The following is an 18,930-nucleotide window of genomic DNA, read 5'->3' as shown; positions in this document are numbered from 1 at the left end:
CACGTTTATAGCTATCCTATTCAGAATAAAATAGCTTTAAAAGGCAGTAGTCCCCTTATCATTAATTATTCTTTAATAAAATTAAAAAACTGTTATCTAATTGAATGAATTTCAATTAGATAACAGTTTTTATGAAAATTTACTCCATTCGAGCTTCGGTCATTTGTCGCCAAACGGACCCTTTGGCTTCTTCCCCTTCGGAGATTCTGGAAATCGCCATTCGAATCTGTAGTTTCACTTCAAATTCTGTGTCGTTCTCTGCTTCCTTTAGTGCTGGCAATGCTTTTTCTGTGCCAGTTTCGTATAAAAACATGGCCGCACGCCAACGCACAAGCTTGTTGCGGTCTTTTAACAATTCAATTGCAGCATCTTCAAAGCCATCAAAACCAAGATCACTCATGCAATCCCCTGCTGTACGTCTTACCGCCCAACTTTTATCTTTAAGTGCTTTTTCGACATATGGGATAACCGCTGTATCTTCTATCATTCCAAGATAAACAGTAGCAAGTCGACGAATCGACATTTTTTCATCATTTAGTGCAAGATCTAAAAGTGGCGCATCGGACATGTCAGGATCCGGCATTTGATCGAGTAATTGGAAACGTATCTCCCATTCATCGACTGAAAATTCATCCACTGAAATCTTTCTTCCACGCTGGATGATATTTTCTTGCCCTTCCCTAGATTTAAGAATAATATCTTGCAAACGCTCATCCGGATAAGCAGCTTCTACTTCTTGTATGATCATTTCGCCAATATCAGCCTTTTCACCGTATCGAATACCATAATCTGACCATTTTCTTAGTAAAATATAATTTTCTACTTCAGCACCTTGTACTTCATCCATCGCTTTAATAAAACGTTCGCTTAATCCAAAACGTTCTTCAGATTGGCTATCAAATACCTTTACTTGGAGCGGAATGTCTTTATATGTTTGAACATGCACATACACTTCGCCATAACTATCGTCAGCTGTATCTTCTACAATATTGTCCTGTTTGTCTGTTTCATCGCTAATAACCGCTTGAATATCAGCAAGAATTGCTTCCCATGCAACATTACCCGCACGTTCAACAGCCATGAAGTTCATCACATGATAAATGCCGCGAACCCCATTTACTTTTAATAACTCAGACATAGGAAAAGATGCAGTCTCAGAATCACTTTTCTTATAGTTATAACTAGTACCAGCTGGTAACTCTGTGTTCAATATAATTTTCATTGAATTTGGGCTTGGTGTTGGTTCAACCGTTACAATCTTCAATTCGTTTTCCTCCTTATATCTTTGGGATAATCGATTCGATTGATGGTAGTATATTTTCCCATTCAACATCAGGATCTTTTTCGATTGCCATGAAATTCATGACATGGTAGATTCCGTTGATCCCTTCTATTTTTAAGAGTGATGCTGCCGGTTCAATTGCAGTCTCAGCATCTCTCTTCCGATAGTTATAACTCTTTCCAGCAGGTAGTTCAGAGTCAAAAACAACTCTCATTGAATTTGGATTTGGTGTTCCCTCTATTAACATTATTTTCATTTAGATTTCCCCCTAATATTATGTTGCTTGTAACTCCTGTAAATAGGTCCAACGTTCAAACATAATTTCATATGCTTCATTAAGTTTTTCCAGTTTTTCAGTCAATTCACTCAGTTTATCATAATTGGAACCACTAGATACCATTTCTGCTTCAGTTTTTTCTATTGATGCCTCAAGACTTTCAAGATCTTTTTCAATGGTCTCCCATTCTTTTCGTTCAGTATAAGACATTCGCTTCCTTTTGTCTTGCTGCTCTACTTTTTTAGTTGCGCTGATCGGTTCTGTCATTGGTTCTTCTTTGATTTCTTCGACTAAATCTTTCGAGTCAAGATAGTCCGAGAAGATTCCAAGTCTAACGTCCACTTTCCCTGTCCCATCTAATACCCATAGTTTAGTTGATGTTCGATCAAGAAAGAATCGGTCATGTGAAATTGTGATCACAACACCCGGAAACGTATCAATGAAATCTTCTAATATAGCCAGTGTTTCAAGGTCTAAATCATTTGTCGGCTCATCTAATAGAAGAATATTTGGTTCTTCCATTAATAATTTTAAAAGATGAAGTCTTTTTCTTTCTCCACCAGATAATTTCCCAATGAGCGTTCCGTGCACTCTCGTTGGAAATAAAAAACGCTCGAGCATTTGAGAAGCTGAAATACGATTTCCATCAGCATCTTCAATATCATTTGACGTTTCACGGACATACTCGATAATTCGCTTGTGATCATCCATCTTCGGTAAATGTTGATGGAAATGTGCTATTTTCACAGTGGTTCCTTTTTCAATCAATCCACTATCTGGTGTAATCTCCTCTGAGATTATATTTAATAATGTTGTTTTACCAACTCCGTTAGGTCCAACAATTGCAATACGGTCACCGGATTGCAAGAGACATGAAAAGTCTTTAATAATCATTTTATCACCGAATGATTTAGAAATTTTGATGGCTTCGATGACTTTACGACCTAATCGAGTCGTTTTTAATGCAACATCCATTTCCTCACTCGTATTATCTTTCTTGACTTCTTCCGCTAGTACTTCGAAGCGGCCTATTCGTGCTTTTTGTTTCGTTGATCTCGCTCTGGCACCCCGTTTTATCCATTTTAACTCTGAGCGATAACGGTTGCGTTGTTTATCATCAGTAGCCGCTTGCATGTCATCGCGTAATGCTTTTGCTTCTAGATAATCAGCGTAATTACCAGTATGCGAATAAAGCTTGGCATTTGTTAGTTCATAAATATGAGTTGAAACAGCATCGAGGAAATATCGATCATGTGTTACAAAAATAACGGCTCCTTGCTCATTCTGTAAATACGTTTGTAACCAAGTAATAGAATCGACATCCAAATGGTTTGTTGGTTCATCAAGTAATAGTAAATCTGCAGGTTCGATAAGAACTTTTGCTAATGCGACGCGTTTTTGCTGTCCACCAGAAAGTTCATCCATTTTCTTGTCAAATGTATCAATGCCCAGTTTAGTTAATATTGTCCTTGCTTGAGAGTTTACATCCCACCCTGACATGGCATCCATTTCATTTTGAATGTTAGAAAACTGTTCTTGGTTTTGTATAGAGTTAGAATCTGAACTTAACGCTTTTAAAGCATTTTCATATTCCAAGTTCATACGGATGATTGGTGCATCACTCATAAACACAGTTTCTAAGACCGACAAATTTGGATTGACTTCCGGTTCTTGAGGTAAATAAGCAATTCGGTAATTATTCGGGTGATCCATTGAAATTGAATCAGCATCTCCAGCGCCTGCTATGATTGACAATAGTGTAGACTTTCCAGTTCCATTAATGCCAATGAGCCCTACTTTCTCTCCACTTGAGACGGTAAACGCAATCTGATTAAAAAGCGTTTTATCCCCCACTGTATTCGTTAAATTATCAATAATTAATTGGCTCATGTATTCACTTCCATTCTAATCTGTACATATGTCTATCATAGCTGATTTCAGGTGCTTTTTGAAATACTACGGATTCTAATCACGAATAATTCATTTCTGAATAATGTTTTCATGAAAAAATGTATCTTATCTATTAAAAAATGCAACTCACTATTAATAGTATTGTTTACCCTCTATATAGATGGTAAGATTCAGATAACTTTATTCAACTGTACGCTACCATTCCGATAAGGGTGTGATGAACATGGATATTAAAATTGACGTCAATGAAGCTTATGAGAAAATTGACATCATAATTAAATGCCCTAAATTTGATGACGAGATTGAGCGCTTGGTCGAACAAATTAGTGAAAGAGACATTTCGATTATTGGCAAAATAGAAGGACGTGCTTATTCACTCCTAGTAAAAAACTTGTTTTATGTCGAGTCTATTGATAACAAAACCTTCCTTTATGATCAAAAAGATGTTTACGAAAGTGACTTAAAGCTTTATGAATTTGAACAACAAGTATTGGGAAAAAATTTTCTTCGTATTAGTAAAAATTTAATTGTCAATATGTCTGTCATCGATAGTGTTAAAGCGCTATTCAACGGAAGGTTTGAAGCATCTTTAACGAATGGTGAGAAAGTAATTGTCAATCGACATTATGTAAAAGCATTTAAAATGCAATTTTTAACGTGAGGAGTGAAAAACAATGAAAGAGATTATGAGATATATTTCAACCACTTGTATTTCGTTCACCTTTAGCTCAATTTTTTATCTGCTCCTTAGTAGTTGGAATGTTTTCCCTCCATTTGATAATGAAAATGTTCTTATTATGTTATTTCTTTCAATCGCCATTGTATTTTCGATTTTCTTAGTCAATATATTTCCAATCGAAAATCTCATTATACTACGACTAGCAGAGCTTATTTCAGTGCTTTTGGTTCTTTTACTCGGTGGATTTATCTTTAATATATACCCTTTTTCTTCTTTATATATATTTTCTGTTATTACAATCGGTGTTATAACTTATTTGATTGTGACAGTTATCATTTTTACGGGAGAACAAGCCAGTGCGCGGGCGATAAATTCCGCAATACAAAAACGAAAATTGGAGAGATTAAATGACTAAAATAATTGAAGTAAAAGGATTGTCTAAGTCGTTTGGAAAAGTTCAAGCAGTAAATAATATCAACTTCTTTGTAGAAGAAGGATCACTTTTCTCATTTTTAGGAACAAATGGTGCAGGAAAATCAACGACCATATCAATTTTGTTAACATTATTGAAACAAGATTATGGCGAAGTAAAAGTGAAGGGATATACAGTGGGAAAACAGGACGACAAAATACGGCAGGAAATTGGTGTGGTCTTTCAAGAAAGCCTGTTAGATTCTTTACTTACAGTAGAAGAAAACTTGATGATTCGTGGTTCTTTTTATGGAATGTCAAAAAAAGATAAAATCAATTCGATTAAACGTGTAGCTGATTTAACCGATTTAACTTCGTTTATCAAACGACCTTACGGAAAATTATCAGGAGGCGAAAGAAGAAGAACAGACATCGCACGTGCGCTCATTCATAATCCCTCAATTTTAATAATGGACGAACCGACAACTGGACTCGATGCACAGAGCAGAAAAAACATATGGACCACAATCTTAAAACTTCAAAAAGAAACCAAAATGACTGTTTTTTTAACCACACATTATATTGAAGAAGCAGCAAACTCAGATTATGTTGTCGTGATAAAAAACGGAGAAATTATCGCCAAAGGAACCCCAAATCAATTGAAAAACGAGTATGCTTCTGATCATTTAATTATATCACCAAATAATAATGATGAATTGCGATCCATCCTTAGAGATGAAAAACTTGATTATATAGAAGAGAAATCAAGTTTCTACATTCCTCTTAAAGATACCATGGCAGCGATTCCAATTCTGATGAAACATTCCAATTTAATGGCTTCATTTGAAGTTCAAAAATCTAGTTTAGACGATGTATTTCTCGCCATTAATGGAAAGGATTTGAAAAACAATGATCGCCTTTACTAAACGCAATATATTATTATATTTTCGTGACAAAATGGCTGTTTTCTTTTCCTTATTGTCAGTGATCATTCTAATTGCTTTATACGTTCTATTTCTAGGTGATTTAACATCAAAGGGACTTCCTGATTTCCCTTCAAAAAACACCTTACTTACATCATGGTTTATTGCTGGCATTCTAGCTGTCACTTCGATGACCACGACTTTAGCATCTTTTGGGATTTTAGTGGAAGATCGGGCAAATAATCGTTTGAATGATTTTTATGCATCCCCTATTTCTCGGACTAAATTAGTAGGCGGCTATATTTCAAGTGCCTTATTTATCGGATTTATTATGAGTACATTTACTTTGATCATTTCAAATATTTTTTTATTTTTAACTGGAAAAATGCTTGTGCCATTCGATAAAACAATCCTATTAATGGGTGTAATTTTGTTAGCCGTCCTATCTAGTGGTGCAATGGTTTTATTGTTAGTTACCTTTTTTAATACGTCGAATGCCTTTGCAGCCGCAAGTACAATTATCGGTACTCTTCTTGGATTTCTAGCTGGAATTTACATTCCCATTGGGGCATTACCAGATTATCTCCAAACCATTGTAAAACTTTTTCCGGTTTCTCATTCTGCGTCTTTGTTTAGGCAAATCTTGATGGAAAGTCCAATGATTGATGCATTTTCAAATGCACCAATTTCCATGAAAGAGTCTTTTATACTCGACATGGGTGTTCAATATAAAATAGATGGTAAAATAATTTCAAAATTTTTCAGCATTTTTTATTTGATTGGTACAACAATTTTATTTTTTATTTTATCGTTTCTAGTTATGAATCGAAAACAAAAATAGTGAAAAGGACTGTTCCGAAAGTGGGCAGTCCTTTTTATATTGATGGGAATTATTATGGTATGCCTATCGTTCAGTGGGACAAACTTAAAGTAAGAGAAATATTAGGATAATTTTGCATTGTATAATTATTTTACAATATCATTATTATCAAAATTGAAAATACTTTTATTATCATAAAACCTTTAATAATCAGTATTATAGGACATTGAGAACTGGTAAATATTTATTTTGACAATCGAAAACGTTTGCATGTATTATTAATGAATAATAATATGAGGAGGTTTATCGTGTCTAAGTTAACTAAGCAACAAATTGTCGATAGTGTACCGCAAAAAGGATTTTTTGGACACCCGAAAGGTTTATTCACATTATTCTTTACTGAATTCTGGGAACGCTTCTCGTATTATGGAATGAGGGCAATCCTTGTTTTCTATATGTACTATGAGGTCACCAATGGTGGACTAGGATTAGATAAAACAGTAGCATTGTCAATCATGTCAATTTATGGTTCGCTCGTTTATATGTCTGGTATTATTGGTGGTTGGCTAGCAGACCGTATATTCGGAACATCAAAAGCAGTATTCTATGGTGGTATTTTCATTATGATCGGTCACCTTGTGCTTGCGATCCCTGGAAACATTACAATGTTTTTCATATCAATGGTACTGATTGTCATCGGGACTGGCCTATTAAAACCAAACGTTTCGAGTGTTGTCGGGGACATCTATCCTGAAAACGACAACCGTCGTGATGCTGGATTCAGTATCTTCTATATGGGTATCAACATGGGTGGATTTATTGCACCATTAATTGTTGGATATTTGATGAAAACAAGCTTCCACCTTGGTTTTGGTGTTGCAGCTGTCGGTATGTTTATAGGATTAGTTATGTTTGTTGTTACAAAGAAAAATAACCTTGGACTAGCTGGAACGCAAGTGGCAAATCCATTAGCACAAGATGAAAAGAAAAAGGTATACTCAACGATTGCAATCTCTGCAGTAGTTCTTGCGATTCTCATTGCAATAGCTATCCCGCTTGGTTGGTTGACGTTTAATTCTTTCATCTTACTTGTCGGAATTCTTGGATTCCTCATTCCAACTTTATATTTCATCGGCATGTATAGAAGTCCAAAAACAAATGATGTAGAACGCTCTCGCCTACTTGCATTTATCCCGCTATTTGTAGCGTCGGTCATGTTTTGGGCAATTGCTGAGCAAGGTTCAACAATACTTGCAGTGTATGCAGATACTAGAACAAATCTAAATATTATGGGATTCCAAATATCACCAGCATGGTTCCAATCGTTTAACCCGCTATTTATTATTACGCTCGCACCATTTTTCGCATTTCTATGGGTGAAATTGGGAGATCGACAACCAACTATCCCTCAGAAGTTCTCATTAGGTCTTTTATTCGCTGGTTTATCATTTATCGTGATTTTACTACCAGGATATCTAAGTGAAGGAAATGCACTTGTAAGCCCACTTTGGTTAATCCTAAGTATTTTCTTAGTTGTTTTGGGTGAACTTTGCTTATCACCAGTCGGATTATCGGCTACCACTAAGCTAGCACCAGCGGCTTTCTCAGCTCAAACAATGAGCTTATGGTTCTTATCAAATGCAGCAGCACAAGGCTTAAATGCACAACTTGTGAGATTCTATTCAGAAGAAAATGAAGTATTGTATTTCGGTATTATCGGTGGAGTTGCTATTCTACTGAGTCTATTACTATATTTAGTCTCACCATTCATTCAAAAGTTCATGAAGGGTGTTCGCTAATCATTAAAAACAGCTATTCCGTCAATCGGAATAGCTGTTTTTATATGAACAAAAATACATCTCTCGAATAGTATAGAAGTAAAATCGAAAAATGAGAAAGGGGTATGGATTGACCAATAATTATTGGGATTATGCAAATAGTCGACTATCCATTGAGGACGCGATGACCATCGCTTCAATACAAATTCCAGGTGAAATCGTGAAAGTTGAGTTAGACACTGAAAACAGTAGACTTGTTTACCAGGTTGACATTATTACAATGCAAGGCGTCAAATACGAAATGGAAATCGATGCAATGACTGGGCAAATTATAAAATTAGAACGCGATTAAAAATAAAGTCAGTTTTGTTCGGCATAAGTATCTTGCCAACAGACTGACTTTTTTAATGTATTTAGCTATAGAGTAAATTCATTCGCTATTTTTCTTTTCCAGTATCGCTTTCGTACCAGAATACATGCCACTCGCGGATAAGCCCATTAGAACACCCACTAGAATGCCCATTTTCAAATCATAAGGATATAAATAGCTGACACCTGCTAGTATGCCGAATAATAATGATGCCAATGGGGAAAACCACTTCTCCCTAAAACCAAAATATTTCAGAATCTGAACTAATCCAATAATAAATGGAATGAGCGCGACATCATAAATTTGCACACGATCTTCCTTTCCCTACTAAACCCTTTAACTTAGTATATTCATACAAACTAATTCCGCCCTTATTATAAATCCAATATTCATGTTTAATAATCCACATTCAGTGGAACTTTATGTATATAATGGAGTTGGGAAATTAGATGTAAGTGGAGGTATGCTAGGTGGAATTTTTATTGTATGCAAGTGCTATCATTGCTGCTGTTTCATTATTATTAATTGCAATTTTTGTTGTTATTACATTAAAAAGTGCTAAGCAAACAATGGGCGATATTTCAGAGACATTAAAAAGAGTAGATAGTAAGATTGGTGGCATTACAAAAAAATCAGAGGAGCTTCTAGAAAAAACGAACCAAATCGCATATGATGCCGAACAAAAGATGCAAAGCTTTGAAGGACTTTCGACTTCCGCTAAAGATTTGAAGAAAACAACGAATTATATGGATCAGTCATTAAAACAAATTTCGGACCAAGTTTCTCATACCCCAAAAAAATATGAAGACTTAATGCAGCAAACGAATGTGCTTACCGAAATCTTCGCACGATTGTATTATGGTTTTAAACGCGAAAAAGAAAAGAGGCGATGACGATGGACTGGCTAGGAATCGGAGTACTTCTTCTTGGAATAGCATTTATGGTTCTTGTGATCATGCTGATTAAACCACTTAAGAAAATTTCAATCCTATTGGAAAATGTAGAGATGACAACTAAACAGTTACCAGATTCTTTTGTCAGAATTACAGACCAAACAATTTCAATATTAAAAGAAGGAAACGATACGATTGTAAATGTGAATAACCAAGTCAAAGAACTACGGCCTGTATTTGAAATTGTAAATGATATAGGAGAGGCATCAAAAGAGTTGACTAAAGAGGCACTCGAAAAGACGATTGCATTAAAACAAAAAACGAACCAAGCTGCCTCATTCACACATCAAAAACAGTATGAAGGACTCTTTGGTTTACTATCGCTGTTCTATTATATATCACAGAAAAAGAACCAACTAAAAGCTTCCCTATCCACTATCAAATAATTTCATTATCTTTTGTTGTTTCTAAAATTGTTTCAGCTTTCATTTGCTCAACCTCAAATGCTTTTCTTTCTCCTAGATTGTATAGCTTTATAAATTTCGGTGGAATCTCGTGCTTGAATTCATTTCGTCGGTGATATAAATAATAACTAAGCGCTGCAGTACCGTATACTCCACCTAATCTTTTATTCTTCGTACTTGAATCTGTTTTGTCCATCTTCTGCTTAGCCGACTTGGTGACGTCTACCAGTGAGGAAGAAAAAGTACGTGTAGTTTCACCAATATCCCCCACTATTTGAAAATACGGTGTCAGAGTGCCAAGTTTCTCATTTACATCAGCTAATGTTTGGTTACTATTGTGAAGTAAGTCTCCACTTTCATTCACTATTTTTTCAAGTTGGTTTGGAAGTTGTTCAACTGTTTTATCAACACCACTAATGACATTTGCTAAGTTATTCAAAACTTTTGCAAGGTAAATACCTATAACTAAAAGTGCTATACCAATAAGTAATACGCCGATTCCGACAAGATCTAGTTCCATATCCATCCCTCAATTCTAGTTTCTTATTTTGATAATCCTTTGCCTTTTTTCCAAGTCCGTAGTAGTCCTAAAGTGAACTCCCCTATCTGAATCGCATGTATAAAAGGTTTAACGCCGGGTAATGATTTTTCATCAGCAAACTGTTTTGTTCGGGACTCAAATTCACCGCTAATCATTGATGTTGTTGCTCCGATATCTTGGATGGCCATAAACAAACCGCTAGTAGATGCTAATTTTTGTTCGACATCTGTTACCGTTTCATTGACTTCTACTAGCGTCTTCTCGAATTCAGTCATTAAAGAATCTAATTCTGATTCGACAGTAGATACGGTTTTACCAAGTGTTGTGATCACTGCTGAGGTTTTTATCAATGCTTTCGAGACTGCGATTGCAATAATCAGCAAAGCAATTGCAATCAAAAATATACTAATGTTCACTAGCATATTGAATTCACTTCCTTTCATTCCCATTGCACTTCATAACATACCATTATTTACAGTGTAAAGTTATCATTGAAATTGAGCAAACATAATTGTATCACCATTAGTATTACAATTGCCTATTTGAGCGAATATGAAACGTAGGACAGGAATCATTTACTTGTTAATCCTTTTTCAAATCAAATTTTTACGATACAATAGTCATGAGGTGATAAATATGGATATTGACAAATATTTGAATCGCTTTAAAGCACTTCCGTTTAAAGAAGTGTCACTTCAAAACTTAAGTAACCTACAAAACTTTCATTTACAGCATATTCCTTTTGAAAATCTTGATGTTATTCGAAAAGTTCCCATCTATTTAAATTTAAATACCATTTACGAGAAAATTGTGGATCGACATCGTGGTGGCTATTGTTATGAAGTTAACGGGCTATTTCACACTTTGTTACAAAAACTCGGTTATGATGCCCATCTCGTTTCTGCCACTGTTTTAAGAAAGACCGGTCAATGGGCAAAACCAGATACTCACGCAGCTATTCTTGTATATTTAGATAAACCCTATTTAGTCGATGTAGGATTTGGTGCATTATGTCCTCGCATTCCAATTCCACTTAATCGTGATAAGATCACAACCGTCGGCGCTACCTATTCAATTACAGACGTTGATGATGAATTTGTAGATCTAATCTATAGGAGTCAGTCTGAAAAACGTACGCTTTATAGAATCAACAAAACTCATAAAACTTTACTAGACTTTCATGAGGGCTGTATATTTAACCAAGTTTCAATCGACTCTTCATTTACACATCATGACATTTTAGCAAAAGCAACACCGAATGGACGAATTACACTAACCGATCGAACATTAACCATTATTGATGATGACCGTCACAATAAAGTTCTTCTGGATCTTCCAGAAAAACAACAAACGCTTAAAGACTTATTTAAAATTCAATTATAAAAGTCTATCTACGTCTTCCGGAAAAATTCGTCACTTTTTTAAATTCCGAATCTTCAACCAAGAAAGAGATTATCTGTTAAACTATAATAGAAAAGTATATATGAGGGGGAAAGTCGATGTGGGGTTACCTCATCGTTGTTCTGTGTGGAAGTTATTTACTAGGTTGTCTACACGGGGCCCGCATTGCTCAACTAATTTCTGGCGTTAACCTTAAACAAGAAGGGGTTAAAAATTACGGGGCATCAAATGCGACGATTGTACTTGGAAAGAAATTTGGTGCGCTAGTTGCAGCTATTGATATTGGAAAAGGAGTACTAGCAGTATTTCTTGCACGTATTATTGCAGAGCAAGCGGGATTCTTAGCTGAAAATTATGCACTGATACTGTTTGTCGCAGGTGCAGCCGTAGTGATTGGTCATACCTTCCCTATTCACATGAAATTTAATGGGGGCAAAGGTACAGCAACACTGATTGGGATTTTATTAGGGATTGACTGGTTTTTTGGGTTAATTGCTTTCATCATTTTTCTTGTCACAGCGCTAGCTACTGATTTTCTTGTGTTTGGCGTGCTTATGCTTTATCTTTCTTTACTTAGTTTTTCAATTTGGTTAACACCTGGGATATGGCCCTCGCTTATTACAACTGGAATATTTTTCATCGCGATCTATAAGCATATTGAAAATATACAACGATTGAAAAAAGGCGAAGAAAAGCGAATCACCACTATTTTTGGAAAAAAGAAAAAATCTTAAACGCCAACTAACTTTATAAGGAGAAAATGATCATGTGTTTAATCAATTTTCAAATTCAAGCCCATCCTAACTATAAGCTGATTGTAGCCGCTAATCGAGATGAATTTTACGACCGCCCTACAAGTCCCGCTCAGTTTTGGACTGAAGAACCTGAACTGTTAGCTGGCCGCGATTTGGTTAAGATGGGCACATGGCTAGGCATAAGTAAAAGCGGAAGATTTGCAGCGTTAACTAATTACCGAGAACCTTCAGAGTTCGGCGTTGTAAAAACTTCCCGCGGGGAAATCGTTAAAAACTTTCTAACTGAAGATACATCTCCACTCGATTATTTAAATCTTTTAGATGAAAAGAAACACCTCTATAATGGATTTAATATTATTATTGGTCATGCAGATCAACTTTTTTACTATAATAATATCGATTCTCAATCTATAGAAGTACCCAAAGGGACGCATGGATTAAGTAATCACCTTCTCAATACCCCATGGCCCAAAGTAATCAAAGGCAAAAAGAAATTACAAGAATATGTTATGAAACATCAAGTTCTTGATAGCGAAAAACTATTTAGCATTTTATATAATTCAGAACTCGCAGAAGATGTGGATTTACCAAATACAGGCGTCGACCATGAACTCGAACGTCAATTATCCCCTTTGTTCATACGAACGCCTACTTATGGTACACGTTGTTCTACAGTACTGCTCGTTGATCGTCATAATCATGTGACTTTTATTGAGAGAACCTTTAAAAATGGACAATTTATGTTTGAAAAAAATTATTCTTTCCAGATTGAGGAATAATTCTAGTGCTAATTTAATCTTATTGTTGGTACAATCGTTTCTTATTTGTTATGATTATCATGTAAGTACTATTACAATCTAGGGAGTGAGAATCAATGAATAATAATGAAAACAAAAAGAAATTAACAACTGCTGCTGGTGCTCCGGTTGTTGATAACCAGAACTCTATGACTGCAGGTCCAAGAGGTCCAATGCTACTACAAGATGTATGGTTCCTAGAAAAGATGGCTCATTTTGATCGTGAAGTAATTCCTGAGCGACGTATGCACGCAAAAGGTTCTGGGGCTTACGGGACATTTACCGTGACTCATGACATTACAAAATACACAAAAGCGAAAGTCTTCTCAGAAATTGGTAAGCAAACAGAAATGTTCGTTCGTTTCTCAACAGTTGCTGGTGAACGTGGCGCTGCAGACGCAGAACGAGACATTCGTGGATTCTCAATGCGTTATTACACAGAGGAAGGTAACTGGGACCTTGTCGGAAATAATACACCTGTATTTTTCTTTAGAGATCCTATGCAGTTCCCTGACTTAAACCATGCTGTTAAACGTGATCCACGCACAAATATGCGTAGCGCAAATAATAACTGGGATTTCTGGACATCCCTTCCTGAGGCACTTCATCAAGTAACAATTGTTATGAGTGACCGTGGAATTCCTGAGTCATACCGTAAAATGCACGGTTTCGGTAGCCATACATTCAGTATGATCAATGCTGATAACGAGCGTGTTTGGGTGAAATTCCACATGCGTTCACAGCAAGGTATCGAAAACTTAACAGATTCAGAAGCTGAAACACTTGTTGGAAAAGATCGTGAAAGTCATCAACAAGATCTATACCAAAACATTGAAGATGGAAACTTCCCGAAATGGAAAATGTACATTCAAGTGATGACAGAAGAACAAGCAGCAAATATGCCATATAACCCATTCGATTTAACTAAAGTTTGGTACAAAAAAGATTTCCCACTAATCGAGGTTGGTGAATGGGAACTAAACCGAAACCCTGATAACTATTTTGCTGAAGTAGAACAAGCAGCATTTACACCAGCAAACGTTGTCCCAGGAATCAGTTTCTCACCAGACAAAATGCTACAAGGTCGTTTGTTCTCATACGGTGATGCACAGCGTTATCGTTTAGGCGTTAACCACCATCAAATTCCGGTTAACCAACCTAGATGTCCAGTTCATAGCTACCACCGAGACGGAGGAATGCGTGTTGACGGAAACCATGGCAGCACACTGCATTACGAACCAAACAGCTACGGCGAATGGCAAGAGCAACCACAATTCAAAGACCCTGCTCTTGATATTAATGGTGCTGCTGACCATTGGGATTTCAGAGAAGATGATGACAACTACTTTGAACAACCAGGTAAACTATTTAATCTAATGAGTGACGAACAAAAAGAAGCGTTGTTCTTAAATACGGCAGCTAACATGAGTGGTGTTGATAAACGTATTCAAGTACGTCATATTACTCACTGCTACAAAGCGGATCCAGCATATGGAGAAGGTGTAGCTCTAGCAATAGGCATTCCTTGGAATGAAGTCGAAGCAGCTGCATCATTTGAACCAAAATAATTAGCAAAAAGAGTAGCGAATTTATCGCTACTCTTTTTTATCCATTAAATTAATTTAGTTGTCAAAATTGCTTTATCATCCTCTACGTTAAGCTCTGCAAAAGCGCCGTTAACAAATGTCATTTGCGGTGGAACATGTCCAATATCAGCATCATATACGACAGGGACATCTGCTAGTTTTGCAATTCTTTCTAAAGCCTCCATATAAGTAAAATCTTCTTCAGCCTCGCCCGCATCTGTTCGACCAAATACAATTCCAGAAGTGTTCTCAAACCAACCAGCATGATAAAACTGTATAAGTGAGCGGTAAAAATCAGCGGCGTCCATATCACAATTCTCAAGTACCCAAATAACTTTCTCATTGGGTATGAATTTCTTACGAAAAGATTGAACATCACCGAAAGGCGTTCCAACTAGATGTCGAATTGTATCAATGCAACCAGATAAGATTCTGCCTTCTACTTGAATGGGATTATCTCCGATGGTTTTCCATTCAGTTGGTGCATCTAATTTAAAGACATACGGCTCTGGTGGTGCAAAATGTTGCCATTCAGTTTGATATTTTTCAGATGAATATTGTATAATCGTATCGCCTTTATTTGCAGATAGAACTTCTAGAAATTTGGCAGTGACTGGGTCCCATTCATCGCTTCTTAAATCGACGAAATTAGTCGCATGAACAGTAGCAATGCCCGTTAATAATGTAATTGGCAAAAGAAGTGTGCTGGTATCTGAATAGCCAACAATCCACTTTGGTTTTAGTCTTTTAAATTCAAGAAATGGAAGTGTTTCAGAAAGAAATTCTCCACCCCACGGTGGAATGATTACACCTACTGCATCATCCATTATCATTTCCATGAATTCTAAAACTCGAATTTCCGGTGAAGCAGATGTAAGTTTTTCATTTGACCAAGCCGTATCTCCAAGTTCTACGGAATAGCCTCTTTGTTCGAATTGATGAGCCGCCTTCCTCAAAATATGATGAAGTTCACTATCAACACCAGATGACATAGCACTAACGCCTATTGTCTGCCCTTTTACTAAGGGACTTGGGTAAAGAATCATATTCACACACTCCCCCCACACAATTATTTTCTATCCACTAAATCTTACCATAGTAGGAAGCTACTTTTCCAAATAAAAAGAAAACAGTTAAGCAATTTACATTGCTCGTCAGTTTTCTATAATTGTCGTCTAAATTAAACTATGAATACTAGTGTTGAGGAGATTGCGTTAATATGACCTTTATCTGCCCATAAAATAAAGTAATTGTACATTTCCCCATCGATTTGTATTGGTTCCGGATACTTTACAATATAAGCCGCCTGCCCATTCATTTCCGCTGGTTGATCGGAGGAAGGTAAAATCGTGCAGGCTTCAGTAGATTGATTTCCCGACGGTATGATTTTAGGCGATGTACCATAAGGTCTTAGCTTTTGGAATGCTTCATCATGGCATATTTCGTTAATATCCTCAGAACCAAAAATTGCCGATATTTGAAAGAAGCCATCGTCTCCGACATATCGTTCTTCATTTACTAAGGAAGAATTGAACTGCATTCTTCCCTTCCAACCTGCTGGAAATTGAAAAGAAACACCAAAAGACTCATTTGTATATTGTTTTTTGGATAAATCTGAAACCGGTTTCTGAGACCAATTCAATGACATGATGGTGAACCCTTCAAGAAGCTGTATTGGCACGGGGTGTTTCAGGTCAATCATCCACATCCCTTTTGCAAATTCAGTAGTAGAACAACCTGATAAATAAGCTAGTTTCGTTCCATCTGGCGACCAAGTAACTGGGGTTGAGAAGCAATTTGAAATGGCCACAATACGATCATTGTTGCCTTTTCGGTTTACGGTTCTAATTTGCGAGAAATATATATTGTTGGTTAAATTAGTTGCACTATAGGCGATGTGTGATGAGTCCGGGGACCATTTAGGATAATAGTTTTTTGCAAGCGGACCTCCCTTCACTTCATATACTTTCCCTGTTGCTAGCTCAATCGTGTAGATGATAGATATACTTGCACCAGGTGTTGTATACAGAACAAAAGAGCCGTCCGGAGATAATTGAGCATTTTGTAATCGTCCATTTTCGTTATTTGTAATTTGTTTCTTTTCAGTTCCAACTATTTTGCATCGAAAAAGCTGACTTACCCCCGAAGCATCCAAAGCTTGAAACAATAATTCTTCCCCATTTGGAAACCAGTTAATATCGGATGCGCCTGGTTGTTCGACTATCGTTCCCTCATGTAAAGTCGTATTATACAATTGGATGATTCCACGTGCAGCATAAGCCAAATGAACACTATCGAGGGACCAATCTAAATTTAAATCCCCGCCTTCAGTTAACTGATCAATCGCCCCAATAGATCCGGAAGATACATAAATAACATAAACCACACGATTTTTCCCTACAAATGCTATTCTGCTACTATCGGGGGACCATATCGGGATCGAAAATGATTCTCCTAAACCACTAGTTAATTGCTTAGTTTCCCCGTTCCGAAGATTATATGTCCAAATATCAAATTGCCCACCACGATTTGAATTATAAGCAATAGAACCGGAACCACCCATTAATTTATAAGGAAGTTTCAATTTCATTCCAGGAGTGATTTTAGAATTCGTCAAGTTATTCAGTTTTTCGATTGCATAGCTATTGGAATTATAACGCAGTGCAACTTTTTCCAATGAATTATCTTGTTTCACAACATAATAAGGTACTCCAGGAGGGATCTTTAACACTTGGTTTGCATGTAAAAGATATGGTGATGTTAACTTGTTGGCTTCAACAATTATGGAAATCGGTAACCCGAATAGTTGTGCAATCCGATAAACAGAATCTCCTGTTTGAACACGGTACTCATTAACACCGGTAGGAATTGATAATTGCTCACCAACAGAAATTGTATAGGGGGCTGTTAAGTTATTTGAAGCGATTATAGAAGCGTCGGGCAGATGCCATCGATTAGCAATTTCTTTCAATGTTTCATTGTCACGTACACTATAAAAATACTGCAACCAAAACACACTTCCCTTCTATTAATGAACAATATTCTACCCTTAGATATGTTATTCGTCTTTGGGCAGAAATGTTCAATACGATAATAAAAAGGAAGTGTGGTTTATTTAATGACTAGTCTATGCACTATACTTTTGTGCATCTGGATAAAGGCTCGCCATTCCACCATATAAACAGTGGAAAAAAGAATCGGGGGCATTTAATGAAAATGAGTAATAATTCTTTGGATCAATTTCCAGCATCGTTTCAAATAACTTGGCACTGTTTTCGAAGGCGTAAAAACAATAATAGATGTAGTTGAATTTAGGCATCTGCTCAAAAATTGTAATGATCTCATGAGAGTATTTTTCAATATTTTTCGTAGCTTTTTCGATCATTGAAACTGCATCTTCTAAAGTCAATTCGATTTCCACAGTTTTTTCATCGATTATGTTGACTTTCGCCATTGTCAACACCCTTTCATTCATTCAGTTTTGTGATTTTCACTTGAAAAGTAGTCGGACCTTGTTCAATATAATCCCATTCGTAATTCCCTTTATGCTTTGATTCTAGTTGAAAACGTAGTGGAAGTGGATCATGATCGTTTACAATTAACATTGACTCGGATGGTTGTAGGCTCGCATACGTTTCAAAGATTGTTATATGCTTTAAATGCGGTGGATATTCTGTCACCTTAATCACTGAAGTATAGCTTGTCATTATTAATTCCTCCTTTACTTGCTGTACTTTAAGTAAAGTATAAGGATGTTTCGTAATTAGTGCTGTGATGCGAGTCACATTGTTGTAATTCAAATATAAATAAACCCCACATTTACAATTGTTGTTGTAAATGCGGGGTTATTAATTCATTATTTAAGTACTCAGTTCTACTCGATCCGTTGATTTCCGTTCCGGGTGGACGCTTTCCTGCGGGCGAGAGCGCCAAGCCTCCTCGTCGCTCCGTGCACTGCGGGGTCTCGGCAAAGGAGAAATGAACTTCTTTCTCCATATGTCTCGCTAATTCCGCGGGAGTCGCCACCCTCATACGCGTCAAC

Annotated in this window: 22 protein-coding genes; 12 read left to right on the top strand and 10 right to left on the bottom strand. The window is 36.5% G+C overall.

Annotation, left to right across the window (positions count from 1 at the left end; genetic code table 11):
* Positions 1-139 precede the first annotated feature (139 nt).
* From AC25Y1_RS11375 to AC25Y1_RS11365, 3 genes are read right to left on the bottom strand one after another with little or no spacing between them, the layout of a single operon-like run.
* On the bottom strand, positions 140-1,264 hold the full coding sequence (locus tag AC25Y1_RS11375) for a conserved virulence factor C family protein (RefSeq protein WP_488148110.1): 1,125 nt from the start codon (positions 1,262-1,264) through the stop codon (positions 140-142).
* Between the two features lie 13 nt (positions 1,265-1,277).
* The gene (locus AC25Y1_RS11370; RefSeq protein ID WP_488148109.1) at positions 1,278-1,538 is read right to left on the bottom strand and encodes a NifU N-terminal domain-containing protein; all 261 of its coding nucleotides are present in this window, start codon (positions 1,536-1,538) and stop codon (positions 1,278-1,280) included.
* A gap of 18 nt (positions 1,539-1,556) precedes the next feature.
* Positions 1,557-3,449: an ABC-F family ATP-binding cassette domain-containing protein gene (locus AC25Y1_RS11365; protein ID WP_488148108.1), complete on the bottom strand. Its 1,893-nt coding sequence runs from the start codon at positions 3,447-3,449 to the stop codon at positions 1,557-1,559.
* A gap of 244 nt (positions 3,450-3,693) precedes the next feature.
* Between AC25Y1_RS11365 and AC25Y1_RS11360 the strand changes: the two genes are divergently transcribed.
* From AC25Y1_RS11360 to AC25Y1_RS11335, 6 genes are all read left to right on the top strand, one after another.
* Positions 3,694-4,131 carry a LytTR family DNA-binding domain-containing protein gene (locus AC25Y1_RS11360; RefSeq protein ID WP_488148107.1) on the top strand — a complete coding sequence of 146 codons (438 nt, stop codon included), beginning with the start codon at positions 3,694-3,696 and terminating at the stop codon, positions 4,129-4,131.
* Between the two features lie 13 nt (positions 4,132-4,144).
* Positions 4,145-4,564, top strand: coding sequence for a hypothetical protein (locus AC25Y1_RS11355; protein ID WP_488148106.1), 420 nt, complete (start codon positions 4,145-4,147; stop codon positions 4,562-4,564).
* Entirely contained in the window at positions 4,557-5,486 is a 930-nt protein-coding gene (locus tag AC25Y1_RS11350) for an ABC transporter ATP-binding protein (protein ID WP_488148105.1), read from the top strand. Before AC25Y1_RS11355 ends, AC25Y1_RS11350 begins: the two co-directional genes overlap by 8 nt.
* Complete coding sequence (locus AC25Y1_RS11345) at positions 5,470-6,324, top strand: ABC transporter permease (RefSeq protein ID WP_488148104.1); 855 nt, start codon at positions 5,470-5,472, stop codon at positions 6,322-6,324. The genes AC25Y1_RS11350 and AC25Y1_RS11345 overlap by 17 nt, the downstream gene beginning before the upstream one ends.
* Positions 6,325-6,611: 287 nt before the next feature.
* Positions 6,612-8,102 (top strand): peptide MFS transporter, encoded by a 1,491-nt coding sequence (locus AC25Y1_RS11340; RefSeq protein WP_488148103.1) that lies wholly within the window; start codon positions 6,612-6,614, stop codon positions 8,100-8,102.
* Between the two features lie 109 nt (positions 8,103-8,211).
* Positions 8,212-8,433, top strand: coding sequence for a PepSY domain-containing protein (locus AC25Y1_RS11335; RefSeq protein WP_488148102.1), 222 nt, complete (start codon positions 8,212-8,214; stop codon positions 8,431-8,433).
* Between the two features lie 78 nt (positions 8,434-8,511).
* Here AC25Y1_RS11335 and AC25Y1_RS11330 read toward each other — a convergent pair whose 3' ends face one another.
* Complete coding sequence (locus AC25Y1_RS11330) at positions 8,512-8,760, bottom strand: hypothetical protein (RefSeq protein WP_488148101.1); 249 nt, start codon at positions 8,758-8,760, stop codon at positions 8,512-8,514.
* 161 nt (positions 8,761-8,921) lie between these two features.
* Here AC25Y1_RS11330 and AC25Y1_RS11325 point away from each other — a divergent pair, with 161 nt between their 5' ends.
* Together AC25Y1_RS11325 and AC25Y1_RS11320 are read left to right on the top strand one after the other, a co-directional pair.
* Positions 8,922-9,344, top strand: coding sequence for a DUF948 domain-containing protein (locus AC25Y1_RS11325; RefSeq protein ID WP_488148100.1), 423 nt, complete (start codon positions 8,922-8,924; stop codon positions 9,342-9,344).
* A 2-nt stretch (positions 9,345-9,346) separates the two neighbouring features.
* Positions 9,347-9,790, top strand: a complete 444-nt coding sequence (locus tag AC25Y1_RS11320) for a DUF948 domain-containing protein (protein ID WP_488148099.1) — start codon at positions 9,347-9,349, stop codon at positions 9,788-9,790.
* Here the strand turns inward: AC25Y1_RS11320 and AC25Y1_RS11315 are convergent.
* Both AC25Y1_RS11315 and AC25Y1_RS11310 read right to left on the bottom strand, forming a co-directional pair.
* Positions 9,783-10,334 (bottom strand): DUF948 domain-containing protein, encoded by a 552-nt coding sequence (locus tag AC25Y1_RS11315; RefSeq protein ID WP_488148098.1) that lies wholly within the window; start codon positions 10,332-10,334, stop codon positions 9,783-9,785. The genes AC25Y1_RS11320 and AC25Y1_RS11315 overlap by 8 nt on opposite strands.
* Before the next feature lie 17 nt (positions 10,335-10,351).
* Complete coding sequence (locus tag AC25Y1_RS11310) at positions 10,352-10,771, bottom strand: DUF948 domain-containing protein (RefSeq protein WP_488148097.1); 420 nt, start codon at positions 10,769-10,771, stop codon at positions 10,352-10,354.
* Positions 10,772-10,985: 214 nt separating this feature from the next.
* Between AC25Y1_RS11310 and AC25Y1_RS11305 the strand changes: the two genes are divergently transcribed.
* The 4 genes from AC25Y1_RS11305 to AC25Y1_RS11290 all read left to right on the top strand — a co-directional run bounded on the left by AC25Y1_RS11305 (position 10,986) and on the right by AC25Y1_RS11290 (position 14,870).
* Positions 10,986-11,732, top strand: coding sequence for an arylamine N-acetyltransferase family protein (locus AC25Y1_RS11305; RefSeq protein ID WP_488148096.1), 747 nt, complete (start codon positions 10,986-10,988; stop codon positions 11,730-11,732).
* Between the two features lie 116 nt (positions 11,733-11,848).
* The gene (locus tag AC25Y1_RS11300) at positions 11,849-12,484 is read left to right on the top strand and encodes a glycerol-3-phosphate acyltransferase (protein ID WP_488148095.1); all 636 of its coding nucleotides are present in this window, start codon (positions 11,849-11,851) and stop codon (positions 12,482-12,484) included.
* Between the two features lie 32 nt (positions 12,485-12,516).
* Positions 12,517-13,284 (top strand): NRDE family protein, encoded by a 768-nt coding sequence (locus AC25Y1_RS11295; RefSeq protein WP_488148094.1) that lies wholly within the window; start codon positions 12,517-12,519, stop codon positions 13,282-13,284.
* Between the two features lie 95 nt (positions 13,285-13,379).
* A complete protein-coding gene (locus AC25Y1_RS11290) occupies positions 13,380-14,870 on the top strand; it encodes a catalase (RefSeq protein WP_488148093.1) in 1,491 nt (496 codons plus the stop codon).
* A gap of 44 nt (positions 14,871-14,914) precedes the next feature.
* On the opposite strand, the gene AC25Y1_RS11285 is transcribed toward AC25Y1_RS11290, so the two are convergent.
* The 4 genes from AC25Y1_RS11285 to AC25Y1_RS11270 all read right to left on the bottom strand — a co-directional run bounded on the left by AC25Y1_RS11285 (position 14,915) and on the right by AC25Y1_RS11270 (position 18,595).
* Complete coding sequence (locus AC25Y1_RS11285; RefSeq protein ID WP_488148242.1) at positions 14,915-15,934, bottom strand: S66 family peptidase; 1,020 nt, start codon at positions 15,932-15,934, stop codon at positions 14,915-14,917.
* 134 nt (positions 15,935-16,068) lie between these two features.
* Positions 16,069-17,904: a LysM peptidoglycan-binding domain-containing protein gene (locus tag AC25Y1_RS11280; protein ID WP_488148092.1), complete on the bottom strand. Its 1,836-nt coding sequence runs from the start codon at positions 17,902-17,904 to the stop codon at positions 16,069-16,071.
* A gap of 111 nt (positions 17,905-18,015) precedes the next feature.
* Complete coding sequence (locus AC25Y1_RS11275; RefSeq protein WP_488148091.1) at positions 18,016-18,342, bottom strand: hypothetical protein; 327 nt, start codon at positions 18,340-18,342, stop codon at positions 18,016-18,018.
* A gap of 13 nt (positions 18,343-18,355) precedes the next feature.
* Entirely contained in the window at positions 18,356-18,595 is a 240-nt protein-coding gene (locus AC25Y1_RS11270) for a DUF2249 domain-containing protein (protein ID WP_488148090.1), read from the bottom strand.
* Positions 18,596-18,930 lie beyond the last annotated feature (335 nt).

Source organism: Sporosarcina sp. Y1009, from assembly GCF_057669865.1.
The sequence above is the reverse complement of the archived record's forward strand: the minus strand, read 5'-3'. Positions and strand labels throughout refer to the sequence as shown.

What these genes read in the sequence shown, in the direction of transcription:
- AC25Y1_RS11270 (WP_488148090.1), bottom strand. Translation starts at nt 18,595, where the DNA reads ATGACAAGCTATACTTCAGTGATTAAGGTGACAGAATATCCACCGCAT.
- AC25Y1_RS11360 (WP_488148107.1), top strand. Translation starts at nt 3,694, where the DNA reads ATGGATATTAAAATTGACGTCAATGAAGCTTATGAGAAAATTGACATC.
- AC25Y1_RS11310 (WP_488148097.1), bottom strand. Translation starts at nt 10,771, where the DNA reads ATGCTAGTGAACATTAGTATATTTTTGATTGCAATTGCTTTGCTGATT.
- AC25Y1_RS11295 (WP_488148094.1), top strand. Translation starts at nt 12,517, where the DNA reads ATGTGTTTAATCAATTTTCAAATTCAAGCCCATCCTAACTATAAGCTG.
- AC25Y1_RS11285 (WP_488148242.1), bottom strand. Translation starts at nt 15,934, where the DNA reads ATGATTCTTTACCCAAGTCCCTTAGTAAAAGGGCAGACAATAGGCGTT.
- AC25Y1_RS11345 (WP_488148104.1), top strand. Translation starts at nt 5,470, where the DNA reads ATGATCGCCTTTACTAAACGCAATATATTATTATATTTTCGTGACAAA.
- AC25Y1_RS11320 (WP_488148099.1), top strand. Translation starts at nt 9,347, where the DNA reads ATGGACTGGCTAGGAATCGGAGTACTTCTTCTTGGAATAGCATTTATG.
- AC25Y1_RS11370 (WP_488148109.1), bottom strand. Translation starts at nt 1,538, where the DNA reads ATGAAAATAATGTTAATAGAGGGAACACCAAATCCAAATTCAATGAGA.
- AC25Y1_RS11305 (WP_488148096.1), top strand. Translation starts at nt 10,986, where the DNA reads ATGGATATTGACAAATATTTGAATCGCTTTAAAGCACTTCCGTTTAAA.
- AC25Y1_RS11275 (WP_488148091.1), bottom strand. Translation starts at nt 18,342, where the DNA reads ATGGCGAAAGTCAACATAATCGATGAAAAAACTGTGGAAATCGAATTG.
- AC25Y1_RS11315 (WP_488148098.1), bottom strand. Translation starts at nt 10,334, where the DNA reads ATGGATATGGAACTAGATCTTGTCGGAATCGGCGTATTACTTATTGGT.
- AC25Y1_RS11355 (WP_488148106.1), top strand. Translation starts at nt 4,145, where the DNA reads ATGAAAGAGATTATGAGATATATTTCAACCACTTGTATTTCGTTCACC.
- AC25Y1_RS11300 (WP_488148095.1), top strand. Translation starts at nt 11,849, where the DNA reads ATGTGGGGTTACCTCATCGTTGTTCTGTGTGGAAGTTATTTACTAGGT.
- AC25Y1_RS11350 (WP_488148105.1), top strand. Translation starts at nt 4,557, where the DNA reads ATGACTAAAATAATTGAAGTAAAAGGATTGTCTAAGTCGTTTGGAAAA.
- AC25Y1_RS11290 (WP_488148093.1), top strand. Translation starts at nt 13,380, where the DNA reads ATGAATAATAATGAAAACAAAAAGAAATTAACAACTGCTGCTGGTGCT.
- AC25Y1_RS11365 (WP_488148108.1), bottom strand. Translation starts at nt 3,449, where the DNA reads ATGAGCCAATTAATTATTGATAATTTAACGAATACAGTGGGGGATAAA.